This is a genomic window from Bordetella tumulicola (assembly GCF_965138755.1).
In the GTDB taxonomy this organism is placed as follows: Bacteria; Pseudomonadota; Gammaproteobacteria; order Burkholderiales; family Burkholderiaceae_B; genus Bordetella_A; species Bordetella_A tumulicola.
This window is the reverse complement of sequence record NZ_CBCSFP010000001.1, coordinates 16,494-34,909: the sequence shown is the minus strand read 5'-3', so window position 1 is coordinate 34,909 and position 18,416 is coordinate 16,494. Positions and strand designations below refer to the sequence as shown.

Genomic DNA, 18,416 nt, shown 5'->3' with positions numbered 1-18,416 from the left:
CAGATCAAGTCCTCACAATTCCAGAACGATTCTTTTGCCTTTCGCCCGGGAGCAGCAGCTCATCATCTGGCCGTTGGCCTCGCGCTCCGCGCGTGTCAGCACGACATCGCGATGGTCGATATCGCCGGCCAGCACTCGCACCTCGCAAGAGCCGCACAGACCTTCTTCGCAATCGCTTTGCACATCGATATTCGCGGCACGCAATGCGGTCAACAAGGTCTGATCCGCCGCCACCGTAATCACCAGCCCCGAGTCTTTTAGCTCCGCCTCGAACGCATGCTCCTTCGCGGGATCCAGCGTGCCCAGTGTCGAATGAAAATGCTCGACGCGCAGCGTATCGTCCGGCCAATGCGCACAGGCTTGTTTCAGTGCATCCAGCATGCGTTCCGGGCCGCATGCATAGACCTGTGTCTGCGCATCGGGCTCGGCCAGCAAGGCCGCAAAATCATTACGCCGCCCTTCATCACTGGCGTACACATGCAGACGGTCGCCATGCAACGCCACCAACTCTGGCAACAAGGCCATACAGGCGCGTGAACGGCCGCTGTAATGCAGCTCGTAATCGATCCCCAGCCCCTGGGCGCGTCGCGCCATGGCGCTGACCGGCGTGATGCCGATGCCACCCGCAATGAAAATCGCGCGACGCGTTTCTTCATCAAGACGGAAATGATTGCGGGGCCCGCGGACACGCAGACGCGCGCCAGGGGTGACATGATCATGCATCCACGCCGAGCCGCCCCGGCCCTCGGATTCTCTCAGCACCGCGATGCGCAACCGGCCCGCATCGTTGGGATCTCCGCACAGGGAGTATTGACGCGACAAGCCCGTGTCGCCGCACTCTACGTCCAGATGCGCGCCCGGCGACCAGCGCGGCAAATCCTTGCCATCGGGCGAGACCAGCGTCACCATCAGCACGCCCTGCGACGCCGCCTCGGCGCGTTCTACCACCAGCGTTCGCGCAATCGCGTGGGTCGAGGGTTCACCGATACGCACCGGATGGCGCACCGACAAGATATCGGGTTGACGACGCTCGGGGTTCTGACTGGGATCCCATTCGACCCAGACATGCTCCGGCCCACGAAACGATGTGTTGGGCACGTAGCTGAAGGCCTGCTCGGCCAAGCGCATATGCGGCAACCGACGCGTGAACTCCTCCAGGAAGATCTGCATCTCCATGCGCGCCAGGTTCTTGCCCATGCATTGGTGCGACCCATAGCCAAAGGTCAGTTGATCGCTCGCGTTTTCCCGACGGATATCAAACAGATCCGCATCGGAAAAATGGCGCTCATCGTGATTCGCGGACGAACTGACGATCAGCAATTTCGACCCCGCCGCCATCGGTACGCCCGCGATCTGCGTATCGCGCGTCACCAGCCGACGCCAAGCCGCGACCGAACCATTGTGGCGCAGGCATTCCTCCACCGCATTGGGAATCAGCGATGGGTCTTCGCAAATATCACGCCAGGCATCGGGATGCTGCAGCAGCAGTTTCATCGCGTTGGCCGAGGCGTTGGCCGTGGTCTCGTGCGCCGCCACAATTCCCGCCATCATCATCGAGTGCAGATACGAATCCGTGACCACGTCCGGGACCTCGCGCTGCTTGCGTATTCCGTACTGCATCCATCCGGGCTGGTCCGGATCCTGGCGCATTTTGTCCAGGATCTTGCCTGCCAATTGCCAGAAATTCCCCACCGCATGGGCCACGGCGACTTGCTCTTCGGGCTTGGGGCGTCCCCAGGTATTGACCGTGTGCGCAATCGAATATTTGCGCAGCAGATCCATGTCCTCTTCGGGCACCCCAAGAAAATGCAAGGCAACCGTCAACGGCACTTCCCACAGCATCTGATCCACCAGATCCGCGCGGCCGTCGTTGATAAAGCGGTCCACGTACTCGCGCGTCAGTCGGCGCACCATGGGCTCGTGATGCTTAAGCGCCTCGGGCGTAAAGGGCTCCATCAACGCGCGACGACGCGGCATGTGGGCTGGCTCGTCTTCGTTGACCAGCGTCCGGTTCATCGCATAACCGTACGAGGCCAGGACGTCGTTGGCTTCGGGTCCCGTCGGGGTGATTTTCTCCAGCGCGATAGACGGACTGAACGTCTGGTTATCCCGAAAAATCGCCTTGATGTCATCGTATCGCGTCACCACCCAATAGCCGAGCTTCGGACTGTAAAACACCGGCTCCTGCTCACGCGCCCATCGTACATACTCCGGCGGATCCTGCTGATAACTATCACCAAAAGGATCAAACTCGGCGGCGCCGGCACTGACATGCATCGGACAGCCGGCGGCCTGGCCGCTCGCGGCGTGATGGATGGGGCAACCCGACGCAGGCTCGGGGGTGACGGATGCAGACATGACTTCGCTCCGATAGCAATTCAAAAAACAAGCGGCGCGTTTAATCCAGCTTGATACCCAGATCGTCGATCAGTTTGTGCCAGCGCGTACGCTCGGCTTGCAGCAAATCGCGGTATTGCGCGGGCGTATTGCCCACGGGCTCGATGCCGAAGTCGACCAGTTTTTGGTGGATCGTCGGATCATTGATCGTGGCGACCAACTGGCGGTTGAGCGTATCGATGACGGGCTGCGGGGTCGCGGCCGGCACAACGATGCCCACCTGTGCGGCGGCCTCGATATTTTTGTAGCCCAGTTCGGCAAAGGTCGGCACGTCGGGCAATTGAGCCAAACGCGTCGCGTTGGCAACCGCCAGTGGCCGCACCTTACCGCCCTTGATAAAGCCCGCTCCCGCGGCCAGGTCCACCATCATCACGGGCACCTGCCCACCGGCCACATCGGACAGCGACGGCGCGGCGCCCTTATAGGGAACGTGCACCAGATTGACGCCAGTTTCGACCTTGAGCAATTCCATCGCCAGATGATGGGGGCTGCCTGCACCGGCGGAGGCGTAGCTCATGCCGTCCTTGTACGTCTTGACTTCCTCGAGGAAGCCTTTGACGTCGGTGGCTTTCAGGGCCGGGCCGGCGACCAGAATCATGGGAAACACCCCCAGCAACGTCACCGGCGCCAAGTCTTTTTCGGGGTTATACGACAGCTTTTGATACAGCGCCGGATTGAACACCAGGGTGCCGTTATCGGCCGACAACATCGTGTAGCCGTCCGGGGCGGATCGCGCGGTTTCTGAGGCACCGATGGCCGTATTGCCACCTGGCTTGTTGTCGACCACGACCGTCTGTCCCAAGCGCGGCGCCAGCCCCTGACTGACGGTTCGCGCCAGGAAATCCGAGCCACCGCCGGCGGCATAAGGCACGATCCAGCGCACGGGCTTGGATGGATAGTTATCCGCGGCGNCGGCAGTCGNCGCCGCGGTCAGGGTGAATACAGAACAGGCAAGTGCGCGCGCAATACGGGTAACGGACATGGTTGTCTCCGGCTTATTTTTGCGAAAAGGTGTTGTGCATCCTATTTTGCGTAAATAATATACGCTATGCGTAATTAATCAATAGGATTTACCCCGAAAACAGGCTGAAAGCAGGTCGACAACGGGCCGCCGTGAGGACGGGTCCGGTATAAGCTCTGACCTTGGTCCGCCCCCTTTATTTAACGACGCCCATGACCCCACCCTCTTCTGCGCCCATCATCCCCCGTCCACGCGAACGGCGTCAGCGCGTGCAGGCGGCCGAGACCAGCATCGCGGTGCTCAAGGCCCTGGGCAGTCTGGGAGGGCGTGCCAGCCTGACCCTGATCGCTACCCATATCGACGAAAGCCCCGCCAAAGTGCATCGTTATCTGGTCAGCCTGATCGAGGGCGGGCTCGTCGATCAAGACAGCGCGACCCAACAATACTTCCTCGGTTGGGAGACCTTGCAACTCGGCGTGTCGGCCATGCGGCAGGCTGATCCCATCCGCGTAGCCGAGGCCTCGTTGATTCGCTTGCGCGAGCAATTGGAGATCACGTGTTTTGTCGCTGTGATGGGCAATAAAGGCCCGACCATCATTCGCTTTGAAGAGCCTGGCCTTCCCGTCACCCTCAATGTGCGCGTGGGCTCGGTCCTGCCCATGTTGTGGTCCGCCACGGGGCGCGCGTTATTGGCCACCCTGGACGACAGCAATGTCCTGGCGCTGGCGCGCGCCGAGCTGCAGGCGGCCTCGCCGCAGCAGCGTGCGCAACTCGACGCACAAGATCCGATCGGGACCTTGCAGCAATCCGTCCTGGCAGCAGGCTGCGCCGTCGTGCGAGACACCAACTTGCCGGGTATCAGCGCGATCGCAGCGCCCTTATACAACTACACCGGCCGACCCTGCGCGGTGCTCACAGCGTTGGGCGCAACCGGCGGCTTCAATCCGTCGCCCGAAGGCGTCGTCGGCCAGGCCGTTTGCAGAGAAGCGCAGATCATCAGCCGTCTACTGGGTCATAGCGCGAGCACAACGACGGCCTAAGACATGACTGCACGATGTCGGCCAAATGGCGTCAACGCGGTGCCCGATGGCGTGCATGCAGTGGCCTGCCCCCAACGACTCGCACCGGCCTGGCGCTTTTTTCCACCATGTCATTGGTGACTGGTATCCTCAGGCTTGAAGCCCTCAACTCAGCCCGAGATCTGACTCCCCAGGACCTCTGATGAACATAGACAGCCTGTTAGACAGTGGAGCCGCCGCACTGGCTCACCGCCTCCAGCAACGCGATATTTCAGCCGAAACGCTGACGCGCGCCTGCCTTGAACGCATCGCGCAACGCGAGCCCAAACTACATGCCTGGGCCGTCCTCGGGCATGATCAGGCGATCGCACGCGCCAAGGAACTGGACCGCGGCCCCACACAGGGGTTGCTGCATGGGCTACCGCTGGGTGTCAAAGACATCTACGACACCTACGATCTGCCGACCGCCTACGGATCGCCGATTTACAAAGGACATCAGCCCGCCAACGATGCCGCCGCCGTGGCGGTATGCCGCGAAGCCGGCGCGGTGGTGATCGGCAAGACCATCACGACCGAGTTTGCCACCTTTGAACCCGGGCCCACGCGCAACCCGCACAACCCGGCCTTTACACCGGGCGGATCGTCCAGTGGCTCCGCCGCCGCCGTCGGCGCGGGCATGGTGCCGCTTGCCCTTGGCACCCAAACGGCGGGCTCCCTCATCCGTCCCGCTGCGTATTGCGGGATCGTAGGCTACAAGCCCAGCTTCGGCATGCTGGCACGCGCGGGCGTGAAAAGCTTGTGCGAATCGCTGGACACGGTCGGTGGCTTTGGCCGCAGCGTTGACGACGTCGCCTTGCTCGTCAGCGCCCTGAGCGGCAATCGCGCCCTCCTGAATCCCGATTCAACACGCGCGCCGCGCGTGGCCCTGTGCCGCACACCGATGTGGGATCACGCGGAGCCGGAAGTGCACGAGGCCATGGCGCAAGCCGAACGCGTTTTAAAAGGCGCCGGCGTCAAGATCCGCGAAATCGAATTGCCGTCGTCATTTGGCGTACTGACGGACATTCATGCCGAAATCATGGCCTTCGAAGCGGCCCGTGCCCTGGCGGACGAACGGATCCGTCACGAGGAGCAACTCGGTCCGGTGCTGCAAAAAATGCTGGCTCAGGGACAGGAGTTGCCCTACGAACGATACCAAGCCCTGATGACCCTGGCCGCCGAGGCTCGTGCGCAGTTGGCCAGCCAATTCAAGAATGTGGAGATTATCCTGGCCCCCAGCGCGCCCGGCGTGGCGCCGTTGGCCGACAGCGGCACGGGTGATGCCGTGTTCTGTCGTCTATGGACGCTGCTGGGCGCCCCCTGCATCCACCTGCCCTTTCATCAGGGGCCGCACGGATTGCCGGTGGGCCTGCAGGTCATTGGTCCGGTCGGGGCCGACTTGCCTACGCTGCGCGCGGCTGCCTGGGTACACGAGCGCCTGCGCGGCTAACTTATGGCGCCGTGAACCCGCGGCGTCCTTGAACCCACTGCGTCGGTGCTAGCCACGGTCGACGCTCGTGATCTGCGCATCAACCGGCTTGAGTGCCTCACGCACATGCTGCAAGGCCCACTCGGGCTTTGCAGCCCCGCACATAAAAATATCCAGCGCCGCAAAGCCATGCTCCGGCCAGGTATGAATGCTGATGTGCGACTCGCTCAGCATGACCACGCCCGTCACACCGGCCTGCTCGCCAAAATGATGAAAATGCGCGCCCAACACATGGGCGCCCGCGTGCTCCGCAGCCTGGATCAGCACCGCCCGCAGTGCGTTCGCATCCGTTAATAACCGCGCCTCGATACCCCGCAGATCCGCCAGCACGTGGCAGCCCGGCGTCGCATGCACCCTCATTTATGGCCGCCCGACGACCATCCCGAACTGCTGGACGATCCGCCCCAGCCTCTCGATCCGCCCACGCCCGAGCCAACCGTCATGGAGAGAACGACGATGGCCGCATAGATGATGTAAAGAATCTTGCCCATCGGTTAATCGCCTTCGCCATTGAATTTGTCGGCCATGCTCGCGGGCACCCATAGCAGGATCAACCCGACGATCAACATGAGAATCCGGATACTAAAGATGTCCGACAAATTGAGAAACAGCATCGCAATCGAGGCCCGCATGGCCCAAGAACGATAGGTATCCTTGTCGCCCGAAGACCGTGTTGCCGAGGCTGTCACACTGGCCAATTCGGGCTGCCCGAACCATTGCGCCAGACTGGATGGCTGGACCGGCACCGACGCCGACCAGCCCAGGTCATTGAGGCCTTCCTCGCGCGTCAACTTGCGATTACCTGACTGATAATCACTGATCTGCGTCGTGTCCCCAACCTTGACGCGCCAATTAAACGCCCCCAGGGCCAACGTTACCTTGGAGGTGTAGTCGTACAGCTTGCGATACGTCTTGGACCGCCAATTAAAGCTGTTGCTATTGTTGCGACTCGGCCAGGTATCGCAGACATGCACGCGCTCCCAGCCCTCGTCCGACTCCACCAGCCACAAAAAGCCCTTTTTGGGGCTAAACAGCAAATACTCGACCCAGTCCGACGGCTCATCGGGGTCGGGGTCAGCGCATTTGAGCAGGCCGATCAGTGTGTACGGCGTCCCATCGATCGTGGCCTCGGCACCCAGCGCTAGCGTCGTTTGGGTGGCCTTTACCTTGCGCTGTCGCTCGATCACGCGAGCCGTGTCCTCGGTGCAATCCACCATGGCCTGGCACGTTGGGCACACCACCTGAGTCGCCATCGCGGCTACAAAGCTGATGGGCGCACCGCAATTCGGACAATCCAGCGCCGTGATCTGGCCACGAAAGCGGCCGGCGGTTTCCTCGATCAGGGCGTCGCCGCGCAATGATGCCGCATCCATACCCTCGATCTTGAACGCGTGCCCAACATAGACCTCGGGCGTGTCCCCATCGGAATAATCCAGGGTCAGGAACGCATCCAGGCTGCGATAGTCCGCGACCCGGGCCTCCCAGCCGTCAGTATCGGGCACAAAGGGCAGCTCCCCCTGCACGCCGGTCGCGCGGCAGGAGCGTATATCCGAGGCAATGAAATGCTGGCCATCCAGGTCAAACACCGCGCCCGGCGCGATCTGGAAAAACGTCGGGAACTCCAATGGACTCTGGGCCCGACGCCGGTGCGTCACGGCATACTGGCCCGAGGCATCCGATAGCCAGCCATCGCTGCCGTCATCAAACCAGATATACCACTCGTTCCAAAAGCCGTCGTCATAGCGTAGTTGAATACGCCCGACGACCGTAAAACGCCGCTTGTCGTAGATGCCCGAGGCGCCCAGGCAGATCGGCGAATAATCCTCCAGCACATCGGCCATTTCGCCCACATGCTTGACCGATTCCGCATCCTTGAGCAAGGTGCTGCGGCATGCGCCGCACACCGCCATGACCGAAGCCGTGGACGTGAACTTGACTGGCGCGCCGCATTGCGGACACAGAACCTGCTGCATCGTGTAATTAGCTGGTGAGTTTCTTGAGCACCTCGGCCTTGGCCGAGTCGTAGTCCGCGATCGTGATTAAACCCTTGTCCAGCAGGTCTTTGAGTTGCTGCAGACGCTGCACCGGATCGGCGTTGTCCGCGGCAGCACCCGCGCCCGCCGCGGCCCCTGCGCCGGCTGCCGCACCGGCGCCGCCCGCTGGCGGCACCATGCCCTGGGCCATCGTCTGTCCCAACGCCGCGCCCGCGGCCAAGCCCGCGCCGACCCCCGCAATACCGCCCTCGTTCTGGGCCGCCATCGGAATCGCCGTGGCGGTTTGATACTGAGTGAATTTGCCCAGGTCGCCCGCCATACCCATCGAAATCCGGCGGTCCAAGGCCTTTTGCAGTTCCTCGGGGACCGACACGTTCTCGACCGTAAAGTTATCGAGCTTGACCCCATAGCGGTCAAAGACGGGCCCGAGCTGCTCGGTGATCTTTTGCGACATCAGGCCCTGATTGGCCGCCATATCCAAAAACGCCACATTCGAGCCACCCAGCGCGGTGCTCATGCTCGCGACCACCATATTGCGCAGTTGCAACTCGAGATCATCGACCGTAAAGACCTCTCGCGTGCCGCTAATCTCGCGATAAAACTTCTCGGGATCGCTGATCTGGTACGAATACACGCCAAACGCGCGCAGCCGCACCATGCCGAACTCGCTATCGCGCACCGTCACCGGCTGCGCCGTGCCCCAGCGCCGCCCCAACTGCAGGCGAGTGCTGAAGAAAATCACGTCCGACTTGAACGGCGACTCAAAGAGCTTGTCCCAGTTTTTCAGGTACGTCAGGACAGGCAGCGTCTGCGTGGTCAGCTTAACCATGCCGGGACCAAACACGTCGGCCACCTTGCCCTCGTTGACGAACACCGCCATCTGCGACTCGCGCACCGTCAGGCTGGCGCCATACTGGATTTCAAAATCCTCCATCGGATGACGCCAGGCGAGTACGCCATCGCCGTCTTCGTTCCATTGCAGGACATCAATAAACTGCTTGCGTATAAACGAACCGAGACCCATACGAGACTCCTTTCCAAATATCACACTCAGGTCAGGCACCCGGCGTTTACCACGCCGGCAGCCAACGAGAACAAGCCCAGCAGGCCACCCATGGCGACATTGTTTTCTTCAATGGCGTCGTTCATTCCAGGAATGCCGCGCGACACGACGAGGTACACCACGATCTGCACCACCATCGCGGTCAGCCCCCACGCCAGAAACATCACATAGGTCGCGTGCACCGCGATACTGACGCACACGGTCAGGCTGAATCCCAGTAGCGCGCCGCCATACGACAACATGGCGGCCATATTCCCCTCGTGGATCAACGAAAACTCGTTGTAGCGGGTGACGGTCGTATAGATGACGGTAAAGATCCCGAGCATGATCAGCGCCGAGACGATATACATCAGATATAGCAGCACAGGATGCATTCCAGCCCTTCCCTTGTCTTGGTGTCCGCGCAGTATAAACGCACGGTCGCGCCGCATGGTTCGATATACTGCGCGCACCTTGCCCGGAAAATCCATGCGCGACCGCATTCTCATTTTATCGGTACTGATTGTCGCCTCTTGCGGCCTAGGCTACGAGCTCATCAGCAGCGCGCTGGCGAGCTATCTGCTGGGTGATTCCATTCTGCAGTTCTCGTCCGTCATTGGCTGTTATTTGTTTGCTATGGGCATCGGCTCCTGGCTATCCAAGTACATCAAGGACGAAGACGTGCTGACGCGATTTATCGACGTCGAAATGCTCGTCGCGCTGTTGGGGGGCGTGTCCGCCGCGGCACTCTTTCTCGTGTTCGCCTGGTTATCCGCCCCGTTTCGCGCCGCCCTGTACGCCGGGGTGTTCATAATCGGCCTGATGGTCGGCATGGAAATCCCCTTGGTCATGCGCATTTTCAATCAGCGCAAAGCCGAGTTCCGCGAGATCGTCAGCCGCGTGCTGACCTTTGACTATCTGGGCGCCCTGGCCGTCTCACTGGTGTTCCCCTTGCTCCTGGCGCCCCGTCTGGGCCTGCTGCGCACCAGCTTTCTGTTTGGCATGCTCAATGCCGGCGTCGCCTTGTGGACCACCTGGCTCTTTCGGACCGAGGTGCGCCGCCCCGGCGAGCGCGCCCTGCGCTGCGCCGTTATTTTGGGTCTGCTGAGCCTGGGTTTCCTTTACTCCGGGAAAATGACCACCTGGGCCGAAAAAGGCCTCTACGGCGACGAAGTCATCCACGCAGAAAACACCCCCTACCAGCGTCTGGCCATCACCCGCTGGAATGACGACTTGCGCCTGTATATCAACGGCAACCTGCAGTTTTCCTCACGCGACGAACACCGCTATCACGAGTCCCTGGTGCATCCCGGCCTGCAAACCCTGCCCTGGGCCCGTAACGTCCTGGTTCTGGGTGGCGGCGACGGCCTGGCCGTGCGCGAGCTCCTGAAATACCCGCACGTCGAGCACATCACCCTAGTCGATCTCGACCCCGCCATGACGGGCCTGTTCCAGCGGTCCGCCCCTCTGGTTGACCTGAACAAAAACGCGCTCAACGACCCGCGCGTCACCGTCATCAACGAAGACGCCGGCCGCTGGCTGGAAACACACACCGAAGTCTACGATTACATCGTGGTCGACTTTCCGGACCCGTCGAATTTCGGCTTGGGCCGCCTGTACTCTGTACCGGTGTATCACCTGATGGCGCGGCACCTGGCCGAGAAAGGCTATATGGTGATCCAGTCCACCTCGCCCTACTTTGCGCCGCGCTCATTCTGGAGCATCGACGCCACCCTGAAAGAAGCGGGCCTGCACACCTGGCCCTATCACGTCTACGTGCCGTCGTTCGGCGACTGGGGATTTATCCTGGCAGGCAAACGCGCCGACTACACGCCGCCCGACACGCTCACCGTGCCCACCCGCTACCTGGACAGCGCCACCGTCAAGGAGCTGTTTCATTTCCCGTCGGACATGCCCGCGCTCGCCATGCCGCCGAATCGACTCAACGAACAATCCCTCGTACGCTACTTCGACGAGGATTGGCGCAAGGTCATTCGCTAGTGCGCCGCCGCAGCTTCCTGCTCACCACGGCCATCGCTGCCGCCGCGGGTGCCGCGGGCTACTATCGGTCCCGCGTCACCGAAATCCCCGCCCGCGTCGACTACCCGGGCATGTCCGTGGGTCACCGTCTGCGCGATGCCACCGAGCCGACGCCGCAAGCCACCGCCACGCGACATCACGACGTTGCCATCCTTGGCTCGGGGATCGCCGGCCTGTCCTGCGCCTGGAAACTCGCCCGCGAGGGGTACCGGCAATTCGTGGTGGTCCAGGGGCCCGAGTTCGCCGGCAACGCCGCCGGCGGGCACGTCGAAGGCCTCGACTACCCGCTGGGCGCGCACTACCTGCCCCTGCCCTCGATGCAATCCACCCACGTCCGGGAAATGCTGGCCGACTTTGGCATCATCGAACACGGCGGCGATACCACCCACCCCTATTACGACGAAACGATACTGGCTCATTCGCCCCAGGAGCGCCTGCTGCGCAATGGTCGCTGGGAAGACAGCCTGCTGCCCATGACGGGCCTGCCGGACGCCGACGTGGCCCAGCACCGGCGGTTTCTAGCCTATACCCAGACGCTGAGCACGGCACACGGCCAAGACGGCCGTAATGTCTTTGCCATCCCCCTCGCCCTGTCATCAAACGACCCCGCCTGGCGCGCACTCGACACACTCACCCTGCGGCAATGGCTGGATAAAGAACACTACACCTCACCCGCCCTGCGCTGGTATCTGGACTACTGCTGTCGCGACGACTATGGCGCCGGCATCGATACGGTTTCCGCCTGGGCCGGCCTGCATTACTTTGCCAGCCGCGACGGCCACGCAGCCAATGCCGCCGATGGCGCCGTGTTGACGTGGCCGGCCGGCCTGGCCTCGCTGTCTCGCATGATGCGCGATGCCATCACCCGCAAACTCGGCCATGCCGACTGGCTATTGCCCGGCACCGCCGCCCGTCTCGAGGACACCGCAGCCGGCCCGCGCGTGCTCTGCATCAACGGCACCGCATCGGCCTACGCACTGCAAACCCGGCGCGCCGTCTGCGCCATGCCACTATTCGTGGCGCAACACGTCCTGCCCGACATCCGCGCCTATGGCTACGATCCCGCCGTGCACGCCAGCCCGCGCGCCGCCTGGCTGGTGTCCAATTTCCACATGAACAGCTACCCCCAAGAGATCCACGGCGAACCGCTTTCTTGGGATAACGTCGTCTACCAAGGCAAGGCGCTCGGTTACGTCGTCTCGACCCACCAGTTGCTACGCGTCGCGCCCACGCCGCGCACCGTCTTCACGGCGTACCACGCCCTCAGCCGTTTCACGCCCAACGAGGCCCGTCAATGGCTGACCAACGCCAGCCCGCAGGCGCTGCGCGACGAGGTGTCCAGCGACCTGCTGACCGCCTACGGCGACACCTTCTGGAAACATGCGCATCGCCTGGACATCACGGTACGGGGACACGCCATGGCAACGCCGGTCCCTGGTTACCTCGATAATCCCGGACTCGCCGCGCTACGCGCAGTCAACGGCCCCGTGCTGTTTGCCCATGCGGACCTCTCCGGATACTCCGTATTTGAAGAGGCGTCTTGGTGGGGTGTCACGGCTGCCACCAAAATACTTGGCGGCAATAGCTAAACGACCTTGCTGCAACTCCCCGTACTCACTCGCGATATCGCGCAACCGGGGTTGCCGCCTATGCTGAATTTTAATATTGGGCGCACCCCGCCAGCGCCGTGTTGTGCCGGACAGGCGGCTCTGCAGGAGGCAGATCAACGTCCGGTTCATCCGTATCGGGATGCTCGGGCGGCACAATGGGCGGGTCCGCAGGCGGATCGGCGGGTGGAGCCTCCGGCGGCGCCTCGGGCGGGATTTCCGGAGGAATAACGGGCGGATCTGGATTGGGCTTTGGCGGGGGAACATGCAAGCTGAGGTTCATCGTGCTCTCCTGTCTGGGCAAATCATTATTCCAAGATCCGCTACCTTGAAGCTGCGTCAAGACCGCATTGAGGCCGCGGCGGATACCGATCCGAGTAGGTCTACCCTGAATCTTCGCGGCGACCGCTCAGCGATATTTCCTCGTCATTTTCTCGGGTACCGGGGTAACGCCCTCCTTCTTCGTATTGCGGCCCATGACGATTGGGTCCGCACACAGGCTGATGTTCCGGGTGCTCGCCATAAGGTCGCCCATAGTCGGGTTCATGCGCGCCCCACTGGCCGGACTCCCGGTTATATATTTCTCGGCCCTGCTCCACTGCCGATTGAACAGCGCTGCCCGCATCACGCAGATCACGCTTTCTCTGGTCGGGCCCGGTATGTCGATCATTATTTGACATGCGCTTGCTCCCTACCGCTTGCTGTAAAAATATTTCTTATTATTTACGGACTAGCATAGCGCCGTCCCTCTGGGCAAAACGTAAATATGGGATACGATCGATTTCGAATCACCGCCGCCGAAACAGTCGCTTGCCTACCGAGATCACACCGACCAGCAACGCACCCGCCGCGATGCCAAACACAGCATTCAGCAGTGTAGACACCACGGCCTGCACCCACGTCGTCGATGACGCGAGTTGGCTGACGTACTCGATCCCGTGATGCACGGGCCCGATACCATGCGTCAGAATAGAACCGCCCACCATAAACATGGCGGCCGTCCCTACCACGGATAGCGTCTTCATCAAATACGGTGCGGCCTGCACAATCATGCTGCCCAGACCGCGGGCGGCAGCCGAACCCTTGCTACGCAGATACAGCCCGAGATCGTCGAGGCGGACAATCCCCGCGACCAAACCGTACACACCCACTGTCATGGCCAACGCAATCGTCGTCACCACAATCGCCTGACGGGTAAAGTCTGCCCCCGCGACAGCGCCCAGCGTAATCGCGATGATTTCGGCCGACAGAATAAAATCGGTACGTACCGCGCCTTTGATTTTCTCGCGCTCGAACGCCACCATATCCACGCGCTCGTCCTGCAGCGCCTGCGCGCGTGCCTGATGATTACCATCCGGTGTGCTGTCATGCGGCAAAAATTTGTGGATCAGCTTTTCGGCGCCCTCAAAACAGAGAAACGCCCCGCCCACCATCAGCAAGGGGGTCACCGCCCAGGGCGCAAAGGCGCTGATCAACAGCGCCGCGGGGACCAAAATGCACTTATTGCGCAACGACCCCTTGAATACCGCCCAGACCACCGGCAGCTCGCGATTGACCGATACGCCCGAGACCTGCTGCGCATTCAGTGCCAGATCGTCGCCCAATACACCGGCCGTTTTCTTGGCCGCGACCTTGGTCATGACGGATACGTCATCCAAAATGGTCGCAATGTCATCAAACAACGCAAAAAAGCTGCTACCGGCCATAAAAGACCCCAGTTTTGAAGCAAGAGCCCGGATTTTACAGGCCTACAGGCCATTTCGCGGTAAAACTCACGCGAGAATCATCACGAAAATACCTCTGCGGTCGCATGAGACACTGCGTGCAAGGCTACGTCTGGCAACAGAACCCCCTCGCTGGCCGTGTAAACTCACTTTTCGAAATTTTCACACCCAAGTGCCATCATCATGCGTTTACTCATTGCCCTATTGCTGCCCTGGCTGGCCTTTTTCACCATTGGCCGTCCCATCGCCGGCATCATCTGCCTGATCTTGCAGATCACCCTCATCGGCTGGATTCCGGCGGCCATCTGGGCCGTCTACGCCCTCAGCCAATACAACACCGACAAAAAAATCAAAGACGCCCTGGGCTCGCGCTAATCCCGCGCCGGGGTGGACGGAGGCAAGCATGGAATTTGTTGTCCCCAGTACCGCAAACCTGTTGCTCTTCACCGGTTCCGCACTCGTACTACTGGTCATCCCGGGCCCTGCAGTGCTCTACATCATTGCCCAATCCGTAGAGCAAGGCAAAAAAGCCGGCTTGGTCTCGGACCTGGGCATCCACACGGCGACCCTTGTCCACGTCATCGCTGCCGCGCTCGGTCTCTCCGCGCTGCTGGCCTCTTCGGCACTGGCGTTTAATCTCGTCAAATACGCGGGCGCGGCCTACCTGATCTGGCTGGGCCTCAAGAAAATCTACACGCGTCCCACCGCGGCCGCCGCCAACACATCCATCCCCAAACGGCGCCTGCGCGCACTCTATCGCGACGGATTCATCATCAATCTCCTGAATCCCAAGACCGCGCTATTTTTCCTCGCCTTTTTGCCGCAATTCACCGACCCCAGCCAAGGCCACATCGCCTCCCAGATCCTCATCCTGGGCGCGCTGCTCATCGTCCTTGGCTTTATCAGCGATGCCTGCTACGCGTTCGCGGCCGGCGCCGTAGGCCAATGGCTACGCACCAGCCGCAGCTATCTGAATATCGATCGTTATCTGGGTGGGGCCATGCTGATTGGGCTGGGTGTCGTGGCGGCCCTCTCTGGCCCTCACAAAAAATGATCGTGGCGGGCGGCGACGCCGCTCGCCAGACCTCAAGCGCGCACGGACAAGGTGCAGACCAGCCTGCCGGCAAAAACCCTACAGCATCTGTCCCAAGAACGCTCGGGCGCGCTCCTGCTTCGGTGCCAGAAAGAACGCCTGTGCCGACGCCTCTTCGACGATACGACCCTCGTCCATAAAGATCACACGATGCGCCGCCTCGCGCGCAAATCCCATCTCGTGCGTCACCACCAGCATCGTCATATGCTCGTCCGCCAGTTGGCGCATCGTCCGTAACACCTCGCCCGTCAACTCCGGGTCCAGAGCAGACGTCGGCTCATCGAACAGCATGATGTCCGGCTCCATCGCCAGCGCGCGCGCAATCGCGACCCGCTGCTTCTGCCCACCCGACAAACGCGCGGGGTAGTTGTCGCGTTTGTTCAGCAGGCCGACCTTGCGCAGCAAAACCTCGGCCTTGGCAATCGCCTGATCCCGCGCCACGCCCTGCACCGTGATGGGTGCCTCGATCACATTTTCCAGCACCGTCTTGTGCGCAAAGAGATTGAACGACTGAAACACCATCCCCATCTTGCGACAGATTCGGCGTACCTCGGCGTCGCGCGCATAGCGGCTCGGACCGCTCGGCACCGCCGTCGCCATCGCCTCGCCCTCAATCTCGATGCTGCCCTGATCGATCGTCTCCAGATGGATCAGGCAACGCAAGAACGTGCTCTTGCCCGAGCCCGATGGGCCGATCACCGCCACCACCTCGCCCTTGCGCAGCGTCAACGATACATTGTCCAGCACCCGTACCGACCCAAACGACTTGCTGACCTGGTGCGCGGCAATCATGACCGGACGCCCATTGCCGTCCTGCGCCGCATCCATTGCCGTCGACGGATTACTGATCGTACTTGGCATAACGTTTTTCCATCGTCTGGAACAACCAGGTCAACAACAGCGTCATCAACAGATAAAACGCCGCCGCCACCAAAAAAGGCGTCGTCGTGAAATCCCGCTGCACAATCCCGCGTGCCGTGCGCAAAATATCATTCAGCGCCAACACGTAAATCAGCGACGTGTCCTTGACCAGCGTAATCGTTTCGTTGCTCATCGGCGGCAACACGCGTTGCACCATCTGTGGCAGCACGATGCGCCGCAGCGTTTGCAAATACGTCATGCCCAGGACCTTGCTGCCCTCGTACTGCCCACGATCGACCGATTGAATGCCCGCGCGGAAAATCTCGGCAAAATACGCCGCATAATTCAGCGCAAAGGCCACAATCGCCGCCGGAAAATCGGGCAACCGCACGCCGACCACCGGCACAAAAGGCAACGCAAAATAGATGAACAGCATCTGCAGCATCAGCGGCGTACCGCGCATCAGCCAGATATAACCATTGACCAACTGGCTCAACCAGCGCCAATGCGAAATACGCGCCAGCGCCAGCACCAGCCCCAGGGGCACGGCCAGCACCAGCGTAATGACAAACAGCGTCAGGGTCGTTTTCGCGCCCTGCGCCATCGGCCCCAGCAGGGAGAAAATGTAATCCATGCGGTGCTCTCGTCAGCCCTCTCGAACGCGCAAGCTTATTTGATAATGTCGGCGCCGAACCATTGCTGCGCAATCTTGGCAGCCGAGCCGTCCTTTTTCATCGCATTCAGCGTTTCGTCGAGCTTGGCCAACAAGGCGGTGTCTTCCTTGCGCAGACCCACACCGTAGTCTTCCGTGCCAAAATTTTCCTCTAGCACACGGTATTGCCCTTCGCGCTTGCTGGCCAGATAACGGCCCACCACCTCGTCCACCACCACCGCATCCAGACGGCCCGTCGACAAATCCATTAGCGCCGTCACGTTATCGCCAAACAGCTTGATCTCTTTCAGGCTGGAGGCCACGGCGTCGTCCTTCTTGATCGCATCCACCGCGCTGCTGCCGTCTTGCGCGCCCACCACGCGGTCGGCCAGATCCGCCTTGGTCTGCACAGGCGAGTCCTTTGCCACCACAATGATCTGATGGTTCGCCATATAAGGCGCGGTAAACGCGATGTTCTTCTTGCGCTCTTCGGTGATGGTCAGGCCATTCCACAGCGCATCCACGCGCTTGCCGTTCAACTCGGCCTCCTTGGCGCTCCAGTCGATCGGCTTGAATTCGACCTCAACACCCATCCGCTTGGCCGCCTCGCGGGCCATGTCGATGTCAAAACCGACCAGCTCGTTCTTGTCATCCCGAAAACCCATCGGCGGGAAATTATCGTCCAGCCCGACGATCACTTTTTGCGCAACTGGCGCAGGAGCCGCCGCCTGAGGGGCCGGTTCATCTTTTTGGCCACAAGCCACAAGAAGCGAAGTCGTGCAGACCAGGAGAGCGGCGGTCAATTTTTTCATGATGAGTCACGCGCTAAAAAGCGCCAGGAAGTAAGGAAGGAGAAATGGCCAAGCAAAAGCCGAACCCAGGATTATAAGCCAGCACCCGGGGCAAGCCGCGGCGATGAGTCCCGGCTGGTAGACCATGAACAGTATGCAGGTTTCAGCAGGTCACCCTGGCAGGTTGGTGCTGTCAGGCAGCGCTTTCGACCCAGCAGGGAAAACCTGCCGTGGGGCATCATCGGGCGTGCCGTCAAAGCGGGCGCGTGCAGCATGGATATCGCCATAGCAACGATCCGCCCAATCGATGAGGCTCGCCATCGGTTCCAGCAGCGATTGGCCCAGCGGCGCCAATCGATATTCAACGCTCGGCGGCTTGGTCGGAAAGACATGACGGGTGACCAGCCCATCGCGCTCTAAATCGCGCAAAGTCTGGGTGAGCATGCGCTTGGAAATGTCATGGACAGCGCGGTGAAGCTCGCTGAAGCGGTGTGGTCGCATCGCGAGAGCCATGATGATGAGCATGCTCCATTTGTCGCCGATACGGTCGAGCACGTCTCGAACCGGGCAATGCACGGATTGGGATTCGCCTAATGGATATTGGCTGAATCTTTCGATCGCCTTCAAGGCATTACTCATAGGGAACCCCTCGAAATTTGCTGGTTACTAAAAACTGCCTCCTTACGGTACTCGGCAGAGGTCTCTAT

Annotated in this window: 19 protein-coding genes and 1 pseudogene; 6 read left to right on the top strand and 14 right to left on the bottom strand. The window is 61.1% G+C overall.

Annotated elements, in window-relative coordinates; all coding sequences use genetic code 11:
• Window positions 1-12: 12 nt before the first annotated feature.
• Window positions 13-2,358, bottom strand: coding sequence for a cytochrome P450/oxidoreductase (locus tag ACNAZS_RS00185; protein WP_415784965.1), 2,346 nt, complete (start codon window positions 2,356-2,358; stop codon window positions 13-15).
• Window positions 2,359-2,398: 40 nt separating this feature from the next.
• A pseudogene (locus ACNAZS_RS00180) lies at window positions 2,399-3,308 on the bottom strand (Bug family tripartite tricarboxylate transporter substrate binding protein); the annotation flags it as partial.
• A 262-nt stretch (window positions 3,309-3,570) separates the two neighbouring features.
• Here ACNAZS_RS00180 and ACNAZS_RS00175 point away from each other — a divergent pair.
• Window positions 3,571-4,398 (top strand): IclR family transcriptional regulator, encoded by an 828-nt coding sequence (locus ACNAZS_RS00175; protein WP_415784963.1) that lies wholly within the window; start codon window positions 3,571-3,573, stop codon window positions 4,396-4,398.
• Between the two features lie 181 nt (window positions 4,399-4,579).
• On the top strand, window positions 4,580-5,866 hold the full coding sequence (locus tag ACNAZS_RS00170) for an amidase (protein WP_415784961.1): 1,287 nt from the start codon (window positions 4,580-4,582) through the stop codon (window positions 5,864-5,866).
• A 48-nt stretch (window positions 5,867-5,914) separates the two neighbouring features.
• On the opposite strand, the gene speD is transcribed toward ACNAZS_RS00170, so the two are convergent.
• The 5 genes from speD to ACNAZS_RS00145 are packed head-to-tail and all read right to left on the bottom strand — an operon-like array spanning window position 5,915 to window position 9,336.
• Window positions 5,915-6,265: an adenosylmethionine decarboxylase gene (speD, locus tag ACNAZS_RS00165; protein WP_415784959.1), complete on the bottom strand. Its 351-nt coding sequence runs from the start codon at window positions 6,263-6,265 to the stop codon at window positions 5,915-5,917.
• Window positions 6,262-6,396 (bottom strand): hypothetical protein, encoded by a 135-nt coding sequence (locus ACNAZS_RS00160; RefSeq protein WP_415784957.1) that lies wholly within the window; start codon window positions 6,394-6,396, stop codon window positions 6,262-6,264. Before ACNAZS_RS00160 ends, speD begins: the two co-directional genes overlap by 4 nt.
• Window positions 6,397-6,399: 3 nt before the next feature.
• The gene (locus ACNAZS_RS00155; protein ID WP_415784955.1) at window positions 6,400-7,878 is read right to left on the bottom strand and encodes a DUF4178 domain-containing protein; all 1,479 of its coding nucleotides are present in this window, start codon (window positions 7,876-7,878) and stop codon (window positions 6,400-6,402) included.
• 7 nt (window positions 7,879-7,885) lie between these two features.
• Complete coding sequence (locus ACNAZS_RS00150; RefSeq protein ID WP_415784954.1) at window positions 7,886-8,923, bottom strand: SPFH domain-containing protein; 1,038 nt, start codon at window positions 8,921-8,923, stop codon at window positions 7,886-7,888.
• A 26-nt stretch (window positions 8,924-8,949) separates the two neighbouring features.
• On the bottom strand, window positions 8,950-9,336 hold the full coding sequence (locus ACNAZS_RS00145; RefSeq protein ID WP_415784952.1) for a DUF350 domain-containing protein: 387 nt from the start codon (window positions 9,334-9,336) through the stop codon (window positions 8,950-8,952).
• Between the two features lie 94 nt (window positions 9,337-9,430).
• On the opposite strand from ACNAZS_RS00145, the gene ACNAZS_RS00140 reads away from it, so the two are divergent.
• Together ACNAZS_RS00140 and ACNAZS_RS00135 are read left to right on the top strand one after the other, a co-directional pair.
• Window positions 9,431-10,942, top strand: coding sequence for a polyamine aminopropyltransferase (locus ACNAZS_RS00140; RefSeq protein ID WP_415784950.1), 1,512 nt, complete (start codon window positions 9,431-9,433; stop codon window positions 10,940-10,942).
• Complete coding sequence (locus ACNAZS_RS00135) at window positions 10,942-12,570, top strand: FAD-dependent oxidoreductase (protein WP_415784948.1); 1,629 nt, start codon at window positions 10,942-10,944, stop codon at window positions 12,568-12,570. Before ACNAZS_RS00140 ends, ACNAZS_RS00135 begins: the two co-directional genes overlap by 1 nt.
• A gap of 70 nt (window positions 12,571-12,640) precedes the next feature.
• Here ACNAZS_RS00135 and ACNAZS_RS00130 read toward each other — a convergent pair whose 3' ends face one another.
• The 3 genes from ACNAZS_RS00130 to ACNAZS_RS00120 form a co-directional block, all read right to left on the bottom strand.
• A complete protein-coding gene (locus ACNAZS_RS00130; RefSeq protein ID WP_415784946.1) occupies window positions 12,641-12,871 on the bottom strand; it encodes a hypothetical protein in 231 nt (76 codons plus the stop codon).
• Window positions 12,872-12,971: 100 nt separating this feature from the next.
• Entirely contained in the window at window positions 12,972-13,268 is a 297-nt protein-coding gene (locus ACNAZS_RS00125) for a hypothetical protein (RefSeq protein WP_415784944.1), read from the bottom strand.
• A 108-nt stretch (window positions 13,269-13,376) separates the two neighbouring features.
• The gene (locus ACNAZS_RS00120) at window positions 13,377-14,294 is read right to left on the bottom strand and encodes a DUF808 domain-containing protein (protein WP_415784941.1); all 918 of its coding nucleotides are present in this window, start codon (window positions 14,292-14,294) and stop codon (window positions 13,377-13,379) included.
• Between the two features lie 201 nt (window positions 14,295-14,495).
• On the opposite strand from ACNAZS_RS00120, the gene ACNAZS_RS00115 reads away from it, so the two are divergent.
• Entirely contained in the window at window positions 14,496-14,687 is a 192-nt protein-coding gene (locus ACNAZS_RS00115) for a YqaE/Pmp3 family membrane protein (protein ID WP_415784938.1), read from the top strand.
• Between the two features lie 28 nt (window positions 14,688-14,715).
• Complete coding sequence (locus tag ACNAZS_RS00110) at window positions 14,716-15,366, top strand: LysE family translocator (protein ID WP_415784936.1); 651 nt, start codon at window positions 14,716-14,718, stop codon at window positions 15,364-15,366.
• A 78-nt stretch (window positions 15,367-15,444) separates the two neighbouring features.
• Here ACNAZS_RS00110 and ACNAZS_RS00105 read toward each other — a convergent pair whose 3' ends face one another.
• The 4 genes from ACNAZS_RS00105 to ACNAZS_RS00090 all read right to left on the bottom strand — a co-directional run bounded on the left by ACNAZS_RS00105 (window position 15,445) and on the right by ACNAZS_RS00090 (window position 18,348).
• Window positions 15,445-16,197, bottom strand: a complete 753-nt coding sequence (locus ACNAZS_RS00105; RefSeq protein WP_415786969.1) for an amino acid ABC transporter ATP-binding protein — start codon at window positions 16,195-16,197, stop codon at window positions 15,445-15,447.
• 49 nt (window positions 16,198-16,246) lie between these two features.
• Entirely contained in the window at window positions 16,247-16,900 is a 654-nt protein-coding gene (locus ACNAZS_RS00100) for an amino acid ABC transporter permease (protein WP_415784934.1), read from the bottom strand.
• Between the two features lie 35 nt (window positions 16,901-16,935).
• Complete coding sequence (locus ACNAZS_RS00095; protein WP_415784932.1) at window positions 16,936-17,730, bottom strand: amino acid ABC transporter substrate-binding protein; 795 nt, start codon at window positions 17,728-17,730, stop codon at window positions 16,936-16,938.
• 150 nt (window positions 17,731-17,880) lie between these two features.
• Complete coding sequence (locus ACNAZS_RS00090; RefSeq protein WP_415784930.1) at window positions 17,881-18,348, bottom strand: winged helix-turn-helix transcriptional regulator; 468 nt, start codon at window positions 18,346-18,348, stop codon at window positions 17,881-17,883.
• Window positions 18,349-18,416: the final 68 nt, after the last annotated feature.

Bases quoted from the DNA above. Each gene is read 5' to 3' on its own strand.
- ACNAZS_RS00110 (WP_415784936.1), top strand. From the start codon at position 14,716: ATGGAATTTGTTGTCCCCAGTACCGCAAACCTGTTGCTCTTCACCGGT.
- ACNAZS_RS00105 (WP_415786969.1), bottom strand. From the start codon at position 16,197: ATGATTGCCGCGCACCAGGTCAGCAAGTCGTTTGGGTCGGTACGGGTG.
- ACNAZS_RS00100 (WP_415784934.1), bottom strand. From the start codon at position 16,900: ATGGATTACATTTTCTCCCTGCTGGGGCCGATGGCGCAGGGCGCGAAA.
- ACNAZS_RS00095 (WP_415784932.1), bottom strand. From the start codon at position 17,730: ATGAAAAAATTGACCGCCGCTCTCCTGGTCTGCACGACTTCGCTTCTT.
- ACNAZS_RS00140 (WP_415784950.1), top strand. From the start codon at position 9,431: ATGCGCGACCGCATTCTCATTTTATCGGTACTGATTGTCGCCTCTTGC.
- speD (WP_415784959.1), bottom strand. From the start codon at position 6,265: ATGAGGGTGCATGCGACGCCGGGCTGCCACGTGCTGGCGGATCTGCGG.
- ACNAZS_RS00150 (WP_415784954.1), bottom strand. From the start codon at position 8,923: ATGGGTCTCGGTTCGTTTATACGCAAGCAGTTTATTGATGTCCTGCAA.
- ACNAZS_RS00160 (WP_415784957.1), bottom strand. From the start codon at position 6,396: ATGGGCAAGATTCTTTACATCATCTATGCGGCCATCGTCGTTCTCTCC.
- ACNAZS_RS00185 (WP_415784965.1), bottom strand. From the start codon at position 2,358: ATGTCTGCATCCGTCACCCCCGAGCCTGCGTCGGGTTGCCCCATCCAT.
- ACNAZS_RS00130 (WP_415784946.1), bottom strand. From the start codon at position 12,871: ATGAACCTCAGCTTGCATGTTCCCCCGCCAAAGCCCAATCCAGATCCG.
- ACNAZS_RS00120 (WP_415784941.1), bottom strand. From the start codon at position 14,294: ATGGCCGGTAGCAGCTTTTTTGCGTTGTTTGATGACATTGCGACCATT.
- ACNAZS_RS00175 (WP_415784963.1), top strand. From the start codon at position 3,571: ATGACCCCACCCTCTTCTGCGCCCATCATCCCCCGTCCACGCGAACGG.
- ACNAZS_RS00155 (WP_415784955.1), bottom strand. From the start codon at position 7,878: ATGCAGCAGGTTCTGTGTCCGCAATGCGGCGCGCCAGTCAAGTTCACG.
- ACNAZS_RS00125 (WP_415784944.1), bottom strand. From the start codon at position 13,268: ATGTCAAATAATGATCGACATACCGGGCCCGACCAGAGAAAGCGTGAT.
- ACNAZS_RS00090 (WP_415784930.1), bottom strand. From the start codon at position 18,348: ATGAGTAATGCCTTGAAGGCGATCGAAAGATTCAGCCAATATCCATTA.
- ACNAZS_RS00115 (WP_415784938.1), top strand. From the start codon at position 14,496: ATGCGTTTACTCATTGCCCTATTGCTGCCCTGGCTGGCCTTTTTCACC.
- ACNAZS_RS00145 (WP_415784952.1), bottom strand. From the start codon at position 9,336: ATGCATCCTGTGCTGCTATATCTGATGTATATCGTCTCGGCGCTGATC.
- ACNAZS_RS00170 (WP_415784961.1), top strand. From the start codon at position 4,580: ATGAACATAGACAGCCTGTTAGACAGTGGAGCCGCCGCACTGGCTCAC.